Below are 16,567 nucleotides of genomic sequence, written 5' to 3' on the forward strand. Positions count from 1 at the left end.
ATATAATTGTCAAGCTAAACCTTGAAAAAATAGAAAAAAACGAAAATAAAACCGTAATAAAGGAGGTTTTTATGGCTAAGAAATTTATCTCTAAAGCCGAAGCTGCCAAGAAGTTAAAGGTTTCTGAACGAGTCATTCAGGAAATGATCGCCACGAATGTTTTTGAAAGTAAACTCATAGGCAAAAATGTTAAAATAGACGAGGATTCCTTAAATGAATGGCTGGAAAATCTTAACGAAACAGAAGAAAAAATGCTTGCTCTGAAAAGAGTTATCTGCCATTTTGAAGAATATCTGCGTCCGGAGAATATTTTTCTGGATTTCAGTGCAGAAAACAAATACGATGCCATCCGTATTTTAAGTGAAAAGGCAAAAGACCTGAAACTTGTGCGTGATGCACGCTGGCTTTATGAAGTTGTAGTAGCTCGTGAAGAATTAGTTTCTACCGCTATCGGCAATGGAGTTGCCCTTTTGCATCCCCGTCATTTGCATCCTTCCAAAATTAAAACACCCAGCATCTTATTCGGCCGTTCATCTGAACCGGTAGATTTTGATGCACCGGATAATCAACCTGTGAATATTTTCTTTATGCTTCTTTTGCATAACGATAAACAGCACCTTTTTTCGCTTTCATATATTTCCCGCTTAATGATGAATAAAGATATTTTGCAACGGCTGACGGAAGCTAAAGATGCTAATGAAATTCACCAGTTGTTAACTATTATTCCCGAGCAAGCTTAAAAAAAACAGATGCCTCCAAAAATCCGTATAATTATCGGTAGCAAAAGTGATCTGGATAAAATTGCTCCTGCCAGGGAAATACTGGACCGGTTTGATGTCTCTTATGACCTGCATATTTCTTCAGCTCACCGTAATCCTGAAAATACAATTGCCCTTGCTCAAAATGCAAAAGCGGAAGGAATAGAAATTATCATTGCCGGAGCAGGTATGGCTGCTCATTTACCGGGCATCATTGCAGCTCATACAACTCTACCGGTTATAGGAATTCCTTTTATTTCCGGTGCCTTGAACGGTTTGGATTCTCTATTTTCCATCGTGCAAATGCCTTCTGGAGTGCCAGTTGCGTGTATGGCAATTAACGGAGCCAAAAATGCAGCCCTGTTTGCAATCCAGATATTAGCGTTGAAAGATAAAGAGCTGGAGAAGAAGTTTTCGGATTATAAAGCCGGGTTGAAAGCTTAGGATTTTGCCTTGCCTTGATTGGCAACTGCCTTTTGGGCAGCTTCCAATTCTGCTTTATCTGCCAGATAATAATTTTTAACCGGTTGTAAATTATCATCAAATTCATAAATAAGGGGAATGCCAGTAGGAATATTCAGACCAACAATATCCGCATCGCTGATATTACTCAAGCTTTTCACTATGGCTCGCAAACTATTGCCATGAGCAGAAATTATCATTTTTCTGCCGGCAGCTAAACGAGGTATGATGATTTCATTCCAAAAGGGCATTGTTCTTTTAACGGTATCTTTCAAGGATTCACATAGCGGAAGTTGATCTTCCCTCAAATTAGCGTATCGGCGATCGTTTCCAGGATAACGAGGATCGCTTTTTTCCAGGGGTGGGGGAGGTGTGTCGTAACTTCTACGCCAAAGTAAAACTTGTTCCTCTCCATATTTAACAGCTGTTTCGGCTTTGTTTAAACCTTGCAACGCTCCATAGTGTCTTTCATTCAGCCGCCAGTCATTATATACAGGAAGATACATCAAATCCATTTCATCCAGAACAATCCACAAAGTTCTGATTGCTCTTTTTAATACGGAAGTCCAGGTTTCATCAAAAACAAAGCCCTCTTCCTTTAGTCGTTTTCCGGCAAGATGCGCTTCTTCAATACCTTTTTCGGAAAGGTCAACATCTGTCCAGCCGGTAAACAGATTTTCTTTATTCCAAGTGCTTTCGCCATGACGAAGTAAAACTATTTTATACATAACTAACTCCTTTTTAAGATTGGTTGTCCTCTGTTCTTGCCAAAACAAATAAGAAATCGGATAAGCGGTTTACATAACTAAGCAGTTCGGGAGCAATATTTTCTTGCCTGGATAGCGAAATAATTCTGCGTTCTGCTCTTCTGGCAACGGTTCTACAGATATCAAGTTTTGCCGAAACAGTATTTCCTCCGGGAATAACAAAACCTTTGAGATGCAGGTTTTTTTCCAGAGAATAAACAAGCTCCGTAATATTATCAACATCCTTATTTGTAATTGGCTGGGGATAAGTCCCTTTTTTTGTAGCCAATTGCCCCATACAGCGAAAAAGGGTCTTTTGTATCTCCAGCAGGTTTTCTTTTTGCCTCGGGTCGGAAAGATAATTTTTGCATTCTCCAATCCAGGAATTTAATTCATCCAGGGTTCCGTATGCCTGAACGCGCGGGTCATCTTTAAATACCTTTTCTCCGGAGAATAGAGATGTTTTTCCGCTATCTCCGCTTTTTGTTACAATGCTCATTTCCTATCTCATCGCAATTACGGAAATCTCAATTTTACCGTTTTTCGGCAGACGGGAAATTTGAACCACTTCTCTGGCAGGGTAGGGAGCACTTAAATAACGGGTATAAATATCGTTCAGAAGTTCAAAGTCATCCAGGTCTTTTATGAAAACACTTACCTTCACGATATTGGACATCCCCATTCCTGCAGCATCCAAAATGGCTTTAATATTATTGAAAACCAAATTTGCCTGCTCCTCAAAACTTTCCGGGATAATAGAAGTGCCAGGATCAATTCCTAACTGGCCGCTTATGAACAGTATATTGTTCATCAGAATGGCTTGCGAATAGGGTCCTATCGCAGCCGGGGCACGATGCGTCATAACTGATTGCATTTTATGCTCCTTACATTTTTTGTCTAAGTTATAATTTCAATGCTATCTGTCAAGTCCGATAATCCCGAAACTCAGGTTTTCCTGTTTTTATAACAGGTAGTCCAAGTTGCCGGGATTTTATTCCTCTTTAAAACTCTTTAGGGCAATATATTGAGTGCGATGGTAGCGTAAACCCATCGTAAATTATACGATGCAAGCGGCGGAAGTTTTGACTTACAATTTTCACCTGCCTTTAGTGTAACCACATCCCACACTTTTCGTTCACTTTCAACCGCTCTTTAGCTGGTCTGAAAGCTGAAAAATTGGGAGTTAAAACAAAAAGTATGCACCCTTCTAAACGAATTTTTGTTTTAACTCTAAACCGAGCTTCAGCTTTGACAGTATCGGACAAAGGATAAATTTCCTGTTGCTTTTGCAGATAGTTTCAACTAAAAAAAGAATCGGTTTAGAGTCAAAACAAACAGCATACACCCTTCCAAACGAATTTTTGTTTTAACTCTAAACCGAGCTTCAGCTTTGACAGTATCGGACAAAGGATAAATTTCCTGTTGCTTCTGCAGATAGTTTCAACCACAAAAAGAATCGGTTTAGAGTCAAAACAAACAGCATGCACCTTTCCAACCGAACAATCAATTACCCTATTTCCTTTCAAAATTAGTTGATTAACTTGTCCTTCTTGTTTGCGCTATACTGCTAATGAGAATCCCGTATCTTTCCCATATCGCGATACGGGAACGATACGAGAGTCATATTGGAGTGTTATTGGTATTAAACCAGAAATCCATTGACATTATATTTACATCTGTTTTTAATGAATTTGGCAGTGATCATAAAATTGACGACTGTTTTAAGAAAATAGGCAAGGTTTAGAACTAAAAGAGAATTAAAAAGATGAAAGAAATAAGTGAAGAGCAAAGATCAGATGAATTGTTAGCTAAACAAGAAAAGACGCTAATGGACTATAATCTTCATCAATCTATAGTAAATAACGATCTTCGGGATATCAAGCGAGATTCCGGAATGTTCTTTACTCCGGAATGGATTGTGGATTTTATGGTTAACCTGATTGATGATACCAATTATGTTGAAAAGGAAGACATTAAGATTTTGGAACCTGCCTGTGGTTTAGCCCAGTTTTTATTAGGAGTAAAGAGAAATAAACCTTCACTATTCAATCAGGCAGAACTCTTTGGAGTAGAAATCAATCAGGATATCATCAATTATGTATCTAATTTGAACATTGTAAAGGCAATTGATTTGTATCGAGCTGATTATCTTTTATGGCAAACCCGGTCATATTTTGATTTAATTATTGGTAATCCGCCGTATGGTATTCCCAGTTTATCTGAACACTACACGATAAAAACACATCCTGCAACCAAGGAGAAATATAAAAAACTTTTTGCAACCTGGTTTGGGAAGTATAATGTTTATGGGGCTTTTATAGAAAAATCAATCAAATTGCTTAAAGATAACGGCCAATTGATATTTATTGTTCCCCCAACTTTTATGATTCTGGATGAATTTAAAAAACTCCGGGTGTTTTTATCGCAAAACGGGAGAACGGAAATAATCTATTTGGGGGCTGATATATTTAAACCGGAAGCTGATGTTTCCTCGGTAGTATTAAATTTTATTAAGTCCGATAAATACATCTCCCGATTGGAATTGAAAGAATTTCAGGATAATAGAATAAGGACGCTAAAAAGTAATTTTCACTGGAAAGGTGAAGTTGTTAAGTTTGATACGGATTATACTCAGAAATTGGAAAGCTTATGTCCCTATAGGTTAGGAGATATTTACAATATTAGAATTTCTCCCCGAACTCCTGAAATAAAAAGAAGTAACATAATAGTGAAAGAAACAGTGCCCGGTGAAAATGAATATCTTCCTTTATTAAACGGAAAAAATCTGAAATGTAATAGAATAAATTATAACAATCTTACTGGTTATTGGGTAAAAAAGCAAGATGTAACCAAAATCAGAATGTCTTTTGGCTACCCTCATATCGTAATGGGATTGGGCTTTAGAGAAAATGGCAAAGTTGCCGCTGCTTTAGATGAAAAATGTTATCCCTGGATGGGCGATGTTTATCATCTTATAAGAGAAGAAAACTTATTTAACTGCCATTTTGATTTGGAACCAGAAGATGTTGTTGCCTACTTAAATTCTGATTATGTAAAAAAGTATGTAAAAGACACCTACCGGGAAATTACTTATCATCTTAGTATTACTCAGCTAAAGAATTTGCCTCTTCCGAATGCAGAAGCTTGGCAACTTATTAAAAAGGAGAACCTTTGTGAGTGACAGAACAATTGAAGATTTCAGAAAATATCGGGATTTTCTGGAAACTATTCCCTTGGATAAATATCGCGAAGAATTAAAAGATATTAAATGGGTTGAACAGGATTTGCCTAAGGAGATACTACCTCTGGCATCAATATTCAAATACTACTGGGAAGACAGACAATTTCTGGATTTTGAAGAATGGTTTGATACTTTTTGGATGGAAATTAATACTAATTCTCCAAGTAAAGAAGTACTTAACCAATTTAAAAAATATTACTTTGATAAGGATAATAACGGCTGGTTCAAAAAAGGTTTTAGAGCCAGAATGTATAGAACTTGGGTATCTGTGCTTACCCAAATGGATTTCTGTTATTTATTTCAGGTTCTTTCTGCCAGAAAAGGTAAAACTTTGTTGCTGGAATGCAATGCTGCTTTAGATGCCAGAGGGGTTGACGCTAAAGTTGGAAATATTGGCTTTCAAGTTGCTAAAATTAGTAATAGAAAAGAAGCGCGTAGCGCCAGTAAAAAGAAAACACTGGTTACTATCCCTTATGCAGTATTTAATATTGAAGAATTTGAAAGAAAGATTAAAAGCCCAAGGGTAAAAGATAAAAAGGGTTACCAAAATTCACTTAAAGCATTTCAAAAATATTTTATCCGTCTCAAAAATGGCTTTGTTGTTTTCGGAGAAGCATACCTGCTACCTATAATAGATAACATAGAAGACATCACAAAAGTAAAAGAGACGGTAGATAAAATATCTTTGGAACTATCGGGTGAAGAGGCGTAAACCTTATTTTCAATATCTCCTTTGCTTGATTTAGTGCAAACTTATTAAGAACGACACAAATTCTAAAAATCCTATCATCCTTGTTTCAAAATCTATCACCGAAAACTCCAAATTTGAGGTGATTCTAAAATCTTATTGCCAAATTTGTTCTATCTTGTAATTTGGTTTATAAAGAACTGTTCAGGAGAACAAAATGGTTCAGGAACCTCAAAGTTTTCACGAGTTTATGCCCGACAAGGTTTGGAAATGGAAAAAACTGGAAGAGAAGCTGGATAATGTCTTATCTTTGCATGATTTTCAGGAGATTCGGCTTTCAGTTTTACAGGACAGCAAGGTTTTACAAGATGGCATAACTGCTTTAATTCAAGGTCAGGAAGCCGATAGTGCAATGAAAGGAGTTCTTTCTCTTTCGCTTCCCGATGATCAATTAAGTTTATTAAGTTTGCGTCCGGAAGGCACAATCAGTGTGTTACATCATACTGCGCGGATTACGAATCCGGATGAAATTCATCGTTTTTATTATTCGGGTCCTATGTTTCGCAAGGTAAACAATCAGCAGCAGATGGAATTTTATCAATTGGGGGTGGAGCTTTTAGGCAGTGATAGTATTCTCTCGGAAAACGAAGTAATTTCTTTAGGAATGAAACTTTGTAAAACCCTCGGTTTGAATGAAGTTCGCCTTGATCTAAATTCTTATGGTTGTTCCACCTGTAGGGAACCTTTTTTTACTGATTTGCATAAATATCTGCAAGAGCATCAAAGTGAATATTGCAGTTCTTGTTATCGTGAACTTTCCGCCAATCCTTTCAGTCAGGTTCATTGTTCAAAGCCCGGTTGCAAAAAAACCTTGCAGGACGGACCTCACATTTATGATTACCTCTGCAAATCCTGTAAAGCAGATTTTAACAAAGTAAAAAGCATTCAGGCAAATCTGGGTAACCAATACAAGGTTAATCCACTTCTTAATAAGAACTTTGCTTACTATAACAAAACCGTTTTTGATTTTATAGCGACTCACAATAGCAAGGAAATTATTATTGGAGGCGGAGGACGCTACGATAATCTTTCTGCTCTTATCACAGGGAAAAAAATCCCCGCTGTTGGATTTTACCTGAATCTGGATAGCATTTTTGAACTTATGGACAGCCGGAAATTATTTGAGGAAAACGATCCTGAATTCAGTGTTTATATCTGTGCGGAAAGTCCCAATCTGGAAATGATGACCCTGCAAATTGTTCAGGAGCTTCATTCCCAACAAATTAAGACCATTATTTCTCCCGAATGCAGACCTGTAAATAAGGAAATCAATATTGCCAAAAACAAGGATTGCCCCATAATGCTAATTCTGCGGGATGATAATATCCGCGAAGGAAAAATTCTTTTACGCAACCTGGTGAAAGAAGAACAAAATTATATCTCTTTAAAAGATACTTTGCCTTCCATAATGCTGGCAAAAAAGGCAATGCAAAGCTAAAACTTTAAGCTAATTATCTTTTCCGCAACCGGTTTATCATAAAGGATAGATGTTTATAAACAAGAGGGCTGGCATACATTTCTATAAGGACTGTAAGCCAGCCCTGTAAAACAAGTATTTTGAATTGCAGGTTATTGCGTTACAATTAAGCCCTGAGAGGAATTCCAGTCCAGCATAATCTTCTTTCCGGCAGTGAATTTGCCAGCCAAAATGTATCTTGCCATAGTATCCTCAATTTCTTTTTGGATCAGGCGTTTAAGCGGTCTGGCACCATAAGCGGGATCATAACCTTCTTCTGCCAAATGCTCAATCAGGTTATCCGAAAACTCCAGCTGGAGATTGCGATTTTCCAAACGCGAAGCTAAAAGAGCCAATTGCAATTTAACTATTCTTGCTATGTGCTCTTTATTCAAACGGTGGAAAAGAATGATATCATCCACCCGGTTTAGGAATTCGGGACGGAAATATTGTTGCAGGATATTCATCAGCTTGGGTTTCAGCTGTTCCAGCTGGCTGCTTGACGCTTCATAAATTTCCTGCGAACCGATATTACTGGTCATAATGATTACACAGTGTTTAAAATCCACCGTTCTACCCTTTCCATCCGTAAGGCGTCCGTCATCCAAAATTTGCAGTAACACATTGAAAACATCCGGATGTGCCTTTTCAATTTCATCCAAAAGCAGCACGGAATAAGGTCTGCGACGCACAGCTTCCGTTAAATAACCACCTTCTTCATAACCCACATAGCCGGGAGGAGCTCCAATTAAACGAGCCACACTGTGTTTTTCCATAAATTCGCTCATATCTAAACGAATCAATGCTTTCTCGGTATCAAAAAGATAACTTGCCAGCGTTTTTGCCAGTTCCGTTTTACCAACTCCCGTGGGACCCAAAAAGATGAAAGAACCAATGGGTCTGTTTTCATCGCTTAAGCCGCTACGACTGCGGCGGATAGCATTTGCCAATGCTTTGATACCTTCTTCCTGTCCTACAACTCTTTGGGCAAGAACATCTTCCAGTTCCAAAAGTTTTTGCATTTCGCTTTCCGCAAGTTTAGAAACAGGTATGCCTGTCCATTTGGAAACAACTTCCGCTACCAGTTCTTCATCCACAATTTCTTTCAGCAATCTGTCTTTTTTAGTTAGGGTTTCTTCCTGCAGCAAATTCTGCAGTTCTTTTTCCTTGGCAGCAATTGTTCCATAACGCAGCTTAGCTGTTTTTTCGTAATTTCCTTCGCGTTCTGCTTTATCGGCTTCACCTTTAAGAGTATCAATTTCGGTTTTCAAAGCCCGAATATGCTCCAGCACCTGTTTTTCTTTTTCCCAACGCAGGCGTAATGCTTTGTTCTCTTCGTTGAGTTGGGCAATTTCTTCTTTAATTTTTTCCAGGCGTTCCTGCGAAAGAGGGTCTTTTTCCTTTGCCAAAGAGAGGCGTTCAATTTCCAGCTGTCTCAGCCGTCTTTCCGATTCATCAAGTTCCACAGGCAAAGAATCAATCTCCATTCTCAGTAATGCACATGCCTCATCAATCAAGTCAATTGCCTTATCAGGCAGAAACCTATCGGCAATATACCGCTCTGAAAGCTGAGCTGCAGCCACCAAGGCATTATCGCTAATTTGCACACCATGGTGAACTTCATATTTATCCCGGATACCTCTTAAAATGGAAATTGTATCTTCCACCGAGGGTTCTGTAACTAATACAGGTTGGAAACGCCTTTCCAAAGCAGCATCTTTTTCTATGTATTTTCTATATTCGGTTAAGGTTGTAGCTCCGATGCAGTGTAAATTTCCCCTTGCCAAAGCGGGTTTTAACATATTGGATGCATCCACGGAACCCTCTGCAGCGCCGGCTCCTACAACTGTATGCAATTCATCAATGAAGAGAATGATGCGTCCTTCTGATTTTTCCACTTCCGAAAGCACGGCTTTTAAGCGTTCTTCAAATTCGCCTCGGAATTTTGCCCCGGCAATAATTGCTGCCATATCCAATTCCAGGAGTTCTTTGTCCATCAGGTTTTCGGGCACATCTCTGGCTACAATTCTGCGCGCTAAACCCTCTACGATAGCGGTTTTCCCAACTCCCGGCTCACCGATTAAAACCGGATTATTTTTCCTTCTGCGGGTTAAAATTTGGATGCAACGCCTGATTTCTTCATCGCGACCAATAACAGGGTCCAGCTTTTCCATCCTGGCTAAGCGCGTTAAGTTCCGAGCATACTTTTCCAATGCCTGATATTTGGCTTCGGGATTTTGATCGGTAACGCGTTGATTGCCACGCAGTTCTTTCAGTGCCAGAAGCAGTTTATCCGCTTGCAAACCTGCATTTTTTAAGATGTTCGCTGCTTCTTTGCCTTTAGCCAGAATTGCCAAAAGCAAATGCTCCGTGGAAATATAATCATCTTGAAACTGGTCTGCTTCCTTTTCCGCTTGATGTAAAATATCCAGAACTTCCTGAGATAGATACTGTTGCGAACTTCCACTAATCTTAGGCAGTTTGTTCAGGGCATTTTCTACTTCGCTTTTCACTTTGGGAATGGAGACCTCCAGTTTTTCCAAGGCAGGTAAGATAAGCCCTTCTTCCTGAGCTAACATTGCCTGTAATAAATGCAGGTCTTTAATTTCCTGATGACCGTAACTGGAAGCTAAATCCTGCATATCAGCAAGCAATTCTTGTGATTTTATCGTAAATCTTTGTGTATTCATATATACCTCCAACTGAAAGAAAATATAATCAGGAAAACCAATAAGGCAAGTAAAATAATTAGCAGTCCCTTCTCTTGTCTGCTAATTTTTTCTAACAGCATATAGTTGAAGGAAGTTAGCTAATTATATCAGAACTGGAATGGAAAATAAACAGGCAATCAGATATATTCCTGGAGGATGTTAATTAACAAATACACTCTGGAACCAATCTGTTGTAATAATCTCTCTTGCGGTTTAATATCTAAAATAGCAGCAGTATTTACTGCGGAATCAGTTCTGGGAAAGTAATCCTTATCATTCTTGCCGGTGATATGATAACTATGGATTTGGGTATTTATATCTGCCTTTGTTTTAAGCAAATCAGCGTTTTTTAAGATTGTTTCAGCATCCTGAAAGTGCATCAGCAACCATATTTCAAAACAAGGATTGGACAAGGCAACCAAATATCTTCTTTGATGAGCATCAGCAACTGCTTCTTTTAAGTTTTTACCCCATCTATCAGTATCTATAACCATACAATAAATATCGTTTTTAGTAGTAAAGGAGTTAATTTTACTCTTATAATAATCCATCGCCTCCATAACAGATTTTGGACTGGAAGCTGATGTTTCTCTATCTATTACTTTTACTTGTGCCTGCGATATTTTAAAGAACTGAATAAATTCCCGGAAATATTTTTGTTCAGTTACGCTACCTTCAGTAAAAATGAAAATCTTACGAGGAACTCTTTTCTTGGATTTACGGGCATAACTCATTCTTCATCCTCATCAGCGATAATAGGGATAGCTCCATATAGTCCTGCTAAATATGCTTTTTGCAATGCCTTATCATTTCTGACCTGTTCAAATTCCTGGAGTGAATACAAGGTGGATTCCATTTGATAATTCTTTCTTATGAACCAAATTAAATCCCTGCGTAATAAATTAACATCCAATAGAGTTGCATCATGGGTAGTTACTATAAACTGACCCTGATGTTGCTTATTGGCTGCAAAAAGAGCTTTGATAAATGCTCTGGATACTAAAGGATGTAAACTGCGGTCAAGTTCATCTACAAGCACAATAGCATCTTCCTGTAATAATTGTAAAACGGGAATTAAGTCAAAAATACGGTTTGTTCCATCGGATTCTTCATTAATTTTAAATTCTACTTTCGTTTCCGTTGCTGGTATTTTATGAGATATAAGGATTCTATAAGCTTCTTGAATACCATTTTTAAAGTTCATTGAATAGCGTTCACCAGTTTTCAAAGTTATGTTTCCGGGTAAATCCATTCGCAAACTTTCTCTTATGGCATTCGGCAATTTATTTAAAACTTCATCTGCTTCAATTTTCTCTATACTAATATCATCAATTCCCAAATCACATAACTTCATTAATTTCCGATACTCTTGCAAGAGGAATTCGTTATTTATCAAAACATTGAAGGATTGCAATTTTGAATGGGGGTAAATTATCACAATTTTCTTAAACCACTCAAACACATTGCGAAATTGTTCTATATTTCTATTTATTGTCTCAGTAAGAAATAATTTGTTCTCCGGTGTTCCTTTAAGCACAAAATTGAAATATTCATCTTGTTGCAGACCTTTGTAATTATTCCCATAGCTGATTTTGTTCTTTTGCAGCTTATCATAAGTTCGTTCATAGATTTTATGTTCTCCGGTAGAATTTATCTTCCACAGCCATTCGCGGGAAATAACTCCTTCCTTAATTTCAAAACCGTAGCGATATATTTTTCGCTCAATTAGCATCTCAAATTCAAAGTAAACCGGTTTTTGAGGACAATCAGGGCAAAGCTTAAAATATATGGTTCGGTTTTTAAGCGGATTTGGCTCTCCTAAAACAATGGCTTTAGCAAAATGAATTACCTTTATCAGATTGGATTTACCTGCAGCATTGGGACCAAAGATGAATGCTGCTTTCAAAATATTGGGAATATATCTGCTGCCTGAAATCCAAAGCTGTTCTTTTAAATTATGGTCTTTGGATGCTGAGAACTCTAAGGTTGTCTTGTCATTAAAAGATAGGCAATTAGCCACAGTAAATTTGATTAGCACCGTAAACTCCTTTTATCCGTTATTAGAGATAAATTCTCAAAAAGTGCATAATATCTAATGTTTATTTCTCGTCAAGATTTATTTGTTTTGCTTACGAAATTTATTTTGCCGAAACTAAAAACAATGCCATCGTGAAGGGGCTGGCTAATGCCAGGTTATTAAAAGAGTTCTCTGGCTGATAAATAGATGCGTCTGAATTATAGCTCCGGCTTAAGTATCTGTCAAAATAGCGGGACTAATTATCCTGAGTTTCCTTGTTTTTTGTCTCCGGTTTCAGCAGTCGTAAAAGAAGATACCAATCTTTTTTGGTTCAGGAATTTGTGCAAATCGGGATATTGGGAAACAAAGAGCCCCGAAACAGCTAAACCAATACCTATCCAACCTGCCAAAGTGAGAGTATCGCCCAAAATAAAATAAGCCAGAACAACCGTAAAAACGGGTATAAGATTGGTAAAAATATTGGATTTTGCCACTCCTAAATCCCGAATAACTCCGGTAAAAAGAATAAAAGCGCCCACGGAAGCAAAAACAGACATTGCGGCAATAGTTGCCAGCCCTTCTAAAGAATGCTGAACACTGAAAAAGTGTTTTCCTTCCACCGCAAGAAACAGAGGTAAAAAATAGAGCATTCCAAAAAAATTCTGCCAGGTAACGATAGTTAAAGGACTGTAACGCAGAGTAAGATTGCGCACTGTTATGCCATAAAAAACACCGGCAAAAACAGCTATCATCAATAATAGGATACCTTTGAGGGTTGCGGAGAGGTCATTATTATAAATACTCATCACAGCTACCCCGGAAGTGGATAAAATTAGCCCTAAAACAACCAAAAAAGGCAATTTTTCTTTCAGAATCAGCCATGCCCCTATAGCAGAAAAGATGGGAATGGTGGAAATTACCAAACTACCCAAAGTGGAAGAGACAATTCTCATTCCATTTGCCTCGCCGATAAAATACATAAAGGGCTCGCAAAATGCCACCAGTTGCAATTGAAAAATATCTTTCCGGCGGAGTTTCTCTCTTTTCTTCGTTAGCAGCATAACCAGAAAAAGCAAAATAGACGCCAGCAGTAAACGCAGAAAAGTAACCTCATAGGGCAAATAGGTGCGGTAGGCAATTTTAAACCAAATAAAGGTAGCAGACCAAAAGAGCATTGCCAGAAAAGCTTTCAGGTAAGTGAACCACAGTTTCATCAGTTAAACTTTAACACTTCCCCGGCAGGAATATGTTTAATTTTCCCGCCGTCGTTAAGGTCTCGGCAATTGCCTGCCTCAATTTCTCCGCTATCAGTATAACCTCTTTTTTCCCAGAAACCGGGGACATAATAATCCATAAGCTCAATTTTTACAACACTTTTTGCGGATTTATAGCCCCACAGATAAGGGATGAAAGCCCGAACAGGACCTCCATAATCCTCGGTGAGGAATTCGCCATCAAAACTGTATGCCAGCAGGGACTTTTCCTTTCTGGCAATGGCTATGGGAATAGAAGTATCGTAAATTTCGTTGATACTCCAAAAACGAACATAAGAACAGCTCTCAGAGACCTGGACAACTTGTAGAATTTCGGCAAGTGGAATTCCCTTCCAAAGCCCTTCAACAGACCATCTGGTAACGCTTGTCAAATGAGCAGTTACCTCTTTTTGGGGCAATGCCAGCAAATCCTGCCAGGAAAAAATGTGCGGATTAGCACAACTTCCGGTTACTGTAATTTGCCAATTTTCTCTTGGTAATGAGCCCGGATGACCTTCAGCCCAAAATATCGGGGTTTTCAATTCTGCGAGTTTATGCATTTCCCTTCTCCTGTAAATAAAGATATGGCTTCGTTTTTTTACTATTATGCTGCCGTTGAAAAAAAACGGGAGGGCAAATTCCCTCTGCGTTATCTAAACTAAAGTTTCTAACTGTAAGCACAACTTCGGTTTATGCAAAATCAAAAGTCGCTAACCCATAAACGAAATATGCCTGCTGTTATTTTCAACTATAATATCAGAATAAAATAACACTTAATTGCTATCAGCTGTCTGTCAATGTTTTTTTTAGCCGGATTGCGTAACATACTATACCTGAATATAATGCCAAATAGCATTAGGTAAGTTTCACAGAGAGTAATACTACTCTTATCCTTTGCAAGGTTATCAAAGAAATGCTTCAGGGTAATGCCTGTAAAAGCGGAAATATTTTGCACAACACAGTAACACCAACTTTCCTCAATATTATCTCACTCCCGTTAAAACACATAAGTTCTTCTTTCTGAGCCCTTTGTTTAATGAGGCATTAACACTTCTTTAACAATTCCTTAGCAGGGTTAAAGAGTCGTTAAAGATAAGTTTAAGAATCATCAAAGAAACAAGAAAGGAAGCTTTTCCGGAAGCAAATAGAATTACATCATAAGCTGTTATTCAGCGGGAAGAATTAGTCCTGCATTTTTTGCTTGACTTATCTTTATAAGATCATAACTTGGAAATAATAAATATTGCGGGAGGAAAAAATGGTTACATATTCTATAAACAAGGTTATTGAAATGGCTGTTCAAATTGAAAGATGCGGTTACACTTTCTATAATGAAGCAGCTAAAAGAAAAGACCTTGATGAAAAAGCGAAGGACTTTCTAAGTTATTTACGGGATGAAGAATTGAAGCATGAAAAAACCTTTATGGGTTTGAGAGATGAAGTGGATATCCAGGTTTTACAGCTTTCCGTTGATTGGGAACTTATTGCCGAATATCTGAGAACAATTGTAGAAAGCAGAATTTTTAACAGCGAGTCCTCGGCTATTGAACTTGCAGCCAATGCTAAAGATATCAAAGAAATTGTGGATAATGCGATTACTTTTGAAAAGGACACCTTGCTCTATTTTCATACCCTATCCGATACTATTGACGAACCCAAAACCCATACTGCTTTGCGCAAAATAATCAATGAAGAAGTAAGCCATATTTTAAAACTAAACGAGATGAAGCAAAAACTGGTGTAACAAACAGTTATTCAGAAGCAGTTTAATTTTGGGAAATCCCGAAACAGCGAAAAGAAACTGATAGAACTTGAGGAGCCGTAAAAAAGGATAAAAAATAAGCGCTTCCGATAAAATAACGGGATAAAAACAAGCGATAATGACCAAACATAAACATAGAAAAGGTACAAAACACCATACCGGAAGGATGATCAGCATCCTTCTGATCTTATTGATTTTGCTCATTTTGATTTATAATCCCATTTCTCTGCGGTTAGCAACTATTGGGGTGGCTGTTTATTATGGCATCAATCCGGTTGTTTTTTATCGCTTAATAAAAACGGAAAGTTCTTTTCGTAGTTTTGCTATCTCTGATGCTCAAGCGATAGGTCTTGGACAGATCAGGGAATCCACCGCCTTTTATATTCACAAAGACCATAAAAGGGGTTATTTGTTTTTACCGTTATACAATTTGAAATTGGCAGCCAAGTATTTAATTTACCTCAAAGATAAATACAAAGGCAACTGGAGTTTAACTCTGGCTGCATATAATTGGGGCGAAAGTAATGTAAATCGTCGTATTTATGGCATTCAAATTGATAAGGATAAGGATTATCGTTCTTGCTTTCAGGACATTCCGGAAACCCGTTCTTATATAAGTAAAATCCTTTATCCTAAAAATAAAGCTTGACGAGAATAGCCACTGCCAAAAACAATAATTCAAAGAATTCATTTCAGGAGTGATTTATGCCGCATAATCAACATGGAATCTCGGTATATACTGTTCTCAGTATCATCCTTTTTATTGCTCTGGTCTTCATTCTGGCAGTACCGAATTTCTTTAATCTGGATAAGGAAAAGAACCTTGAGGACTGTGTTAATAATATGAAGCAAATTTGGGTGGCAACTACCGATTATATGCGCGATACAAATACCGATTTTAACGGTGATCTTTCTTTGCTGATAAAGACACCTAAAAAAGATGACAATAAGCATACTTATTTGCCTGCCAATTTGTATTGCCCCGAAACCAGCCACCAGAAAAAAGAATATATGGTTTATGGCAAGTATGTAGCGGAACAAATCGGTACCGAAACAAAACATAACTATGGAGTGATTATCTTTTGCCCGAATTTAACTCAATTTCCGAAACATATTATTCCCAAAGCTTTCTATGAAAATATGGAACCTACTCAGCTGCAAAACTATATGATTGAGGATATTGATTATATAGATACCGAAACGGGATCAAACGGCGCTAAAAAAGTTGAGCTGCTGAATAAATATGTGGAAATTTGGAAAACCGATCCTCAGGCATTTGCCAAACGCAAAGATAATAATACTGCTCTTAAAGCTATCCTTTTCCCGGAAAAATTTGCTGTCAGCGAATAGCAGTAAGCTTCCGAATTCTGCTTCGGAATGAAATCCAACCTGTTATTCCTGCGCAAGCTGGAA

16 protein-coding genes are annotated in these 16,567 nt (G+C 37.8%); 8 read left to right on the forward strand and 8 right to left on the reverse strand.

Annotated features, from left to right (window positions below):
• Nucleotides 1-71 precede the first annotated feature (71 nt).
• Together PLE33_00830 and purE are read left to right on the forward strand one after the other, a co-directional pair.
• Nucleotides 72-740 (forward strand): PTS sugar transporter subunit IIA, encoded by a 669-nt coding sequence (locus PLE33_00830; protein HPS59792.1) that lies wholly within the window; start codon nt 72-74, stop codon nt 738-740.
• A gap of 9 nt (nt 741-749) precedes the next feature.
• Nucleotides 750-1,202: a 5-(carboxyamino)imidazole ribonucleotide mutase gene (gene purE / locus PLE33_00835; protein ID HPS59793.1), complete on the forward strand. Its 453-nt coding sequence runs from the start codon at nt 750-752 to the stop codon at nt 1,200-1,202.
• Here the strand turns inward: purE and gpmA are convergent.
• From gpmA to PLE33_00850, 3 genes are read right to left on the reverse strand one after another with little or no spacing between them, the layout of a single operon-like run.
• Nucleotides 1,199-1,948 carry a 2,3-diphosphoglycerate-dependent phosphoglycerate mutase gene (gpmA, locus tag PLE33_00840; protein ID HPS59794.1) on the reverse strand — a complete coding sequence of 250 codons (750 nt, stop codon included), beginning with the start codon at nt 1,946-1,948 and terminating at the stop codon, nt 1,199-1,201. The two genes, purE and gpmA, sit on opposite strands and share 4 nt — an antisense overlap.
• Before the next feature lie 13 nt (nt 1,949-1,961).
• Nucleotides 1,962-2,465, reverse strand: coding sequence for a cob(I)yrinic acid a,c-diamide adenosyltransferase (locus tag PLE33_00845; GenBank protein HPS59795.1), 504 nt, complete (start codon nt 2,463-2,465; stop codon nt 1,962-1,964).
• Between the two features lie 3 nt (nt 2,466-2,468).
• Nucleotides 2,469-2,840 carry a Rid family detoxifying hydrolase gene (locus PLE33_00850; protein HPS59796.1) on the reverse strand — a complete coding sequence of 124 codons (372 nt, stop codon included), beginning with the start codon at nt 2,838-2,840 and terminating at the stop codon, nt 2,469-2,471.
• Between the two features lie 891 nt (nt 2,841-3,731).
• Here PLE33_00850 and PLE33_00855 point away from each other — a divergent pair.
• From PLE33_00855 to PLE33_00865, 3 genes are all read left to right on the forward strand, one after another.
• Nucleotides 3,732-5,147, forward strand: coding sequence for a TaqI-like C-terminal specificity domain-containing protein (locus PLE33_00855; protein HPS59797.1), 1,416 nt, complete (start codon nt 3,732-3,734; stop codon nt 5,145-5,147).
• Nucleotides 5,140-5,919, forward strand: coding sequence for a TaqI family restriction endonuclease (locus PLE33_00860; protein HPS59798.1), 780 nt, complete (start codon nt 5,140-5,142; stop codon nt 5,917-5,919). Before PLE33_00855 ends, PLE33_00860 begins: the two co-directional genes overlap by 8 nt.
• A 193-nt stretch (nt 5,920-6,112) precedes the next feature.
• Entirely contained in the window at nt 6,113-7,393 is a 1,281-nt protein-coding gene (locus PLE33_00865) for an ATP phosphoribosyltransferase regulatory subunit (GenBank protein ID HPS59799.1), read from the forward strand.
• 131 nt (nt 7,394-7,524) lie between these two features.
• Here PLE33_00865 and clpB read toward each other — a convergent pair whose 3' ends face one another.
• From clpB to PLE33_00890, 5 genes are all read right to left on the reverse strand, one after another.
• Nucleotides 7,525-10,101, reverse strand: a complete 2,577-nt coding sequence (gene clpB / locus PLE33_00870; GenBank protein HPS59800.1) for an ATP-dependent chaperone ClpB — start codon at nt 10,099-10,101, stop codon at nt 7,525-7,527.
• A 158-nt stretch (nt 10,102-10,259) separates the two neighbouring features.
• Nucleotides 10,260-10,856 (reverse strand): RloB family protein, encoded by a 597-nt coding sequence (locus PLE33_00875; protein ID HPS59801.1) that lies wholly within the window; start codon nt 10,854-10,856, stop codon nt 10,260-10,262.
• Entirely contained in the window at nt 10,853-12,160 is a 1,308-nt protein-coding gene (locus tag PLE33_00880) for an ATP-binding protein (GenBank protein ID HPS59802.1), read from the reverse strand. The genes PLE33_00875 and PLE33_00880 overlap by 4 nt, the downstream gene beginning before the upstream one ends.
• Nucleotides 12,161-12,399: 239 nt before the next feature.
• Nucleotides 12,400-13,353 (reverse strand): DMT family transporter, encoded by a 954-nt coding sequence (locus PLE33_00885; protein ID HPS59803.1) that lies wholly within the window; start codon nt 13,351-13,353, stop codon nt 12,400-12,402.
• Nucleotides 13,353-13,952: a molybdopterin-dependent oxidoreductase gene (locus PLE33_00890; protein HPS59804.1), complete on the reverse strand. Its 600-nt coding sequence runs from the start codon at nt 13,950-13,952 to the stop codon at nt 13,353-13,355. The genes PLE33_00885 and PLE33_00890 overlap by 1 nt, the downstream gene beginning before the upstream one ends.
• 698 nt (nt 13,953-14,650) lie before the next feature.
• Here PLE33_00890 and PLE33_00895 point away from each other — a divergent pair.
• The 3 genes from PLE33_00895 (at nt 14,651) to PLE33_00905 (ending at nt 16,504) form a co-directional block, all read left to right on the forward strand.
• Nucleotides 14,651-15,136: a ferritin family protein gene (locus PLE33_00895; GenBank protein ID HPS59805.1), complete on the forward strand. Its 486-nt coding sequence runs from the start codon at nt 14,651-14,653 to the stop codon at nt 15,134-15,136.
• Nucleotides 15,137-15,272: 136 nt separating this feature from the next.
• On the forward strand, nt 15,273-15,803 hold the full coding sequence (locus PLE33_00900) for a transglycosylase SLT domain-containing protein (protein ID HPS59806.1): 531 nt from the start codon (nt 15,273-15,275) through the stop codon (nt 15,801-15,803).
• A 56-nt stretch (nt 15,804-15,859) separates the two neighbouring features.
• Nucleotides 15,860-16,504, forward strand: coding sequence for a hypothetical protein (locus PLE33_00905; GenBank protein ID HPS59807.1), 645 nt, complete (start codon nt 15,860-15,862; stop codon nt 16,502-16,504).
• Nucleotides 16,505-16,567 lie beyond the last annotated feature (63 nt).

The sequence above is a fragment of the Candidatus Cloacimonas sp. genome, from assembly GCA_035403355.1.
In the GTDB taxonomy this organism is placed as follows: Bacteria; Cloacimonadota; Cloacimonadia; order Cloacimonadales; family Cloacimonadaceae; genus Cloacimonas.

Bases quoted from the DNA above. Each gene is read 5' to 3' on its own strand.
- PLE33_00845 (HPS59795.1), bottom strand. From the start codon at position 2,465: ATGAGCATTGTAACAAAAAGCGGAGATAGCGGAAAAACATCTCTATTC.
- PLE33_00895 (HPS59805.1), top strand. From the start codon at position 14,651: ATGGTTACATATTCTATAAACAAGGTTATTGAAATGGCTGTTCAAATT.
- PLE33_00905 (HPS59807.1), top strand. From the start codon at position 15,860: ATGCCGCATAATCAACATGGAATCTCGGTATATACTGTTCTCAGTATC.
- PLE33_00900 (HPS59806.1), top strand. From the start codon at position 15,273: ATGACCAAACATAAACATAGAAAAGGTACAAAACACCATACCGGAAGG.
- PLE33_00850 (HPS59796.1), bottom strand. From the start codon at position 2,840: ATGCAATCAGTTATGACGCATCGTGCCCCGGCTGCGATAGGACCCTAT.
- PLE33_00865 (HPS59799.1), top strand. From the start codon at position 6,113: ATGGTTCAGGAACCTCAAAGTTTTCACGAGTTTATGCCCGACAAGGTT.
- PLE33_00890 (HPS59804.1), bottom strand. From the start codon at position 13,952: ATGCATAAACTCGCAGAATTGAAAACCCCGATATTTTGGGCTGAAGGT.
- PLE33_00855 (HPS59797.1), top strand. From the start codon at position 3,732: ATGAAAGAAATAAGTGAAGAGCAAAGATCAGATGAATTGTTAGCTAAA.
- PLE33_00830 (HPS59792.1), top strand. From the start codon at position 72: ATGGCTAAGAAATTTATCTCTAAAGCCGAAGCTGCCAAGAAGTTAAAG.
- gpmA (HPS59794.1), bottom strand. From the start codon at position 1,948: ATGTATAAAATAGTTTTACTTCGTCATGGCGAAAGCACTTGGAATAAA.
- PLE33_00875 (HPS59801.1), bottom strand. From the start codon at position 10,856: ATGAGTTATGCCCGTAAATCCAAGAAAAGAGTTCCTCGTAAGATTTTC.
- PLE33_00885 (HPS59803.1), bottom strand. From the start codon at position 13,353: ATGAAACTGTGGTTCACTTACCTGAAAGCTTTTCTGGCAATGCTCTTT.
- purE (HPS59793.1), top strand. From the start codon at position 750: ATGCCTCCAAAAATCCGTATAATTATCGGTAGCAAAAGTGATCTGGAT.
- clpB (HPS59800.1), bottom strand. From the start codon at position 10,101: ATGAATACACAAAGATTTACGATAAAATCACAAGAATTGCTTGCTGAT.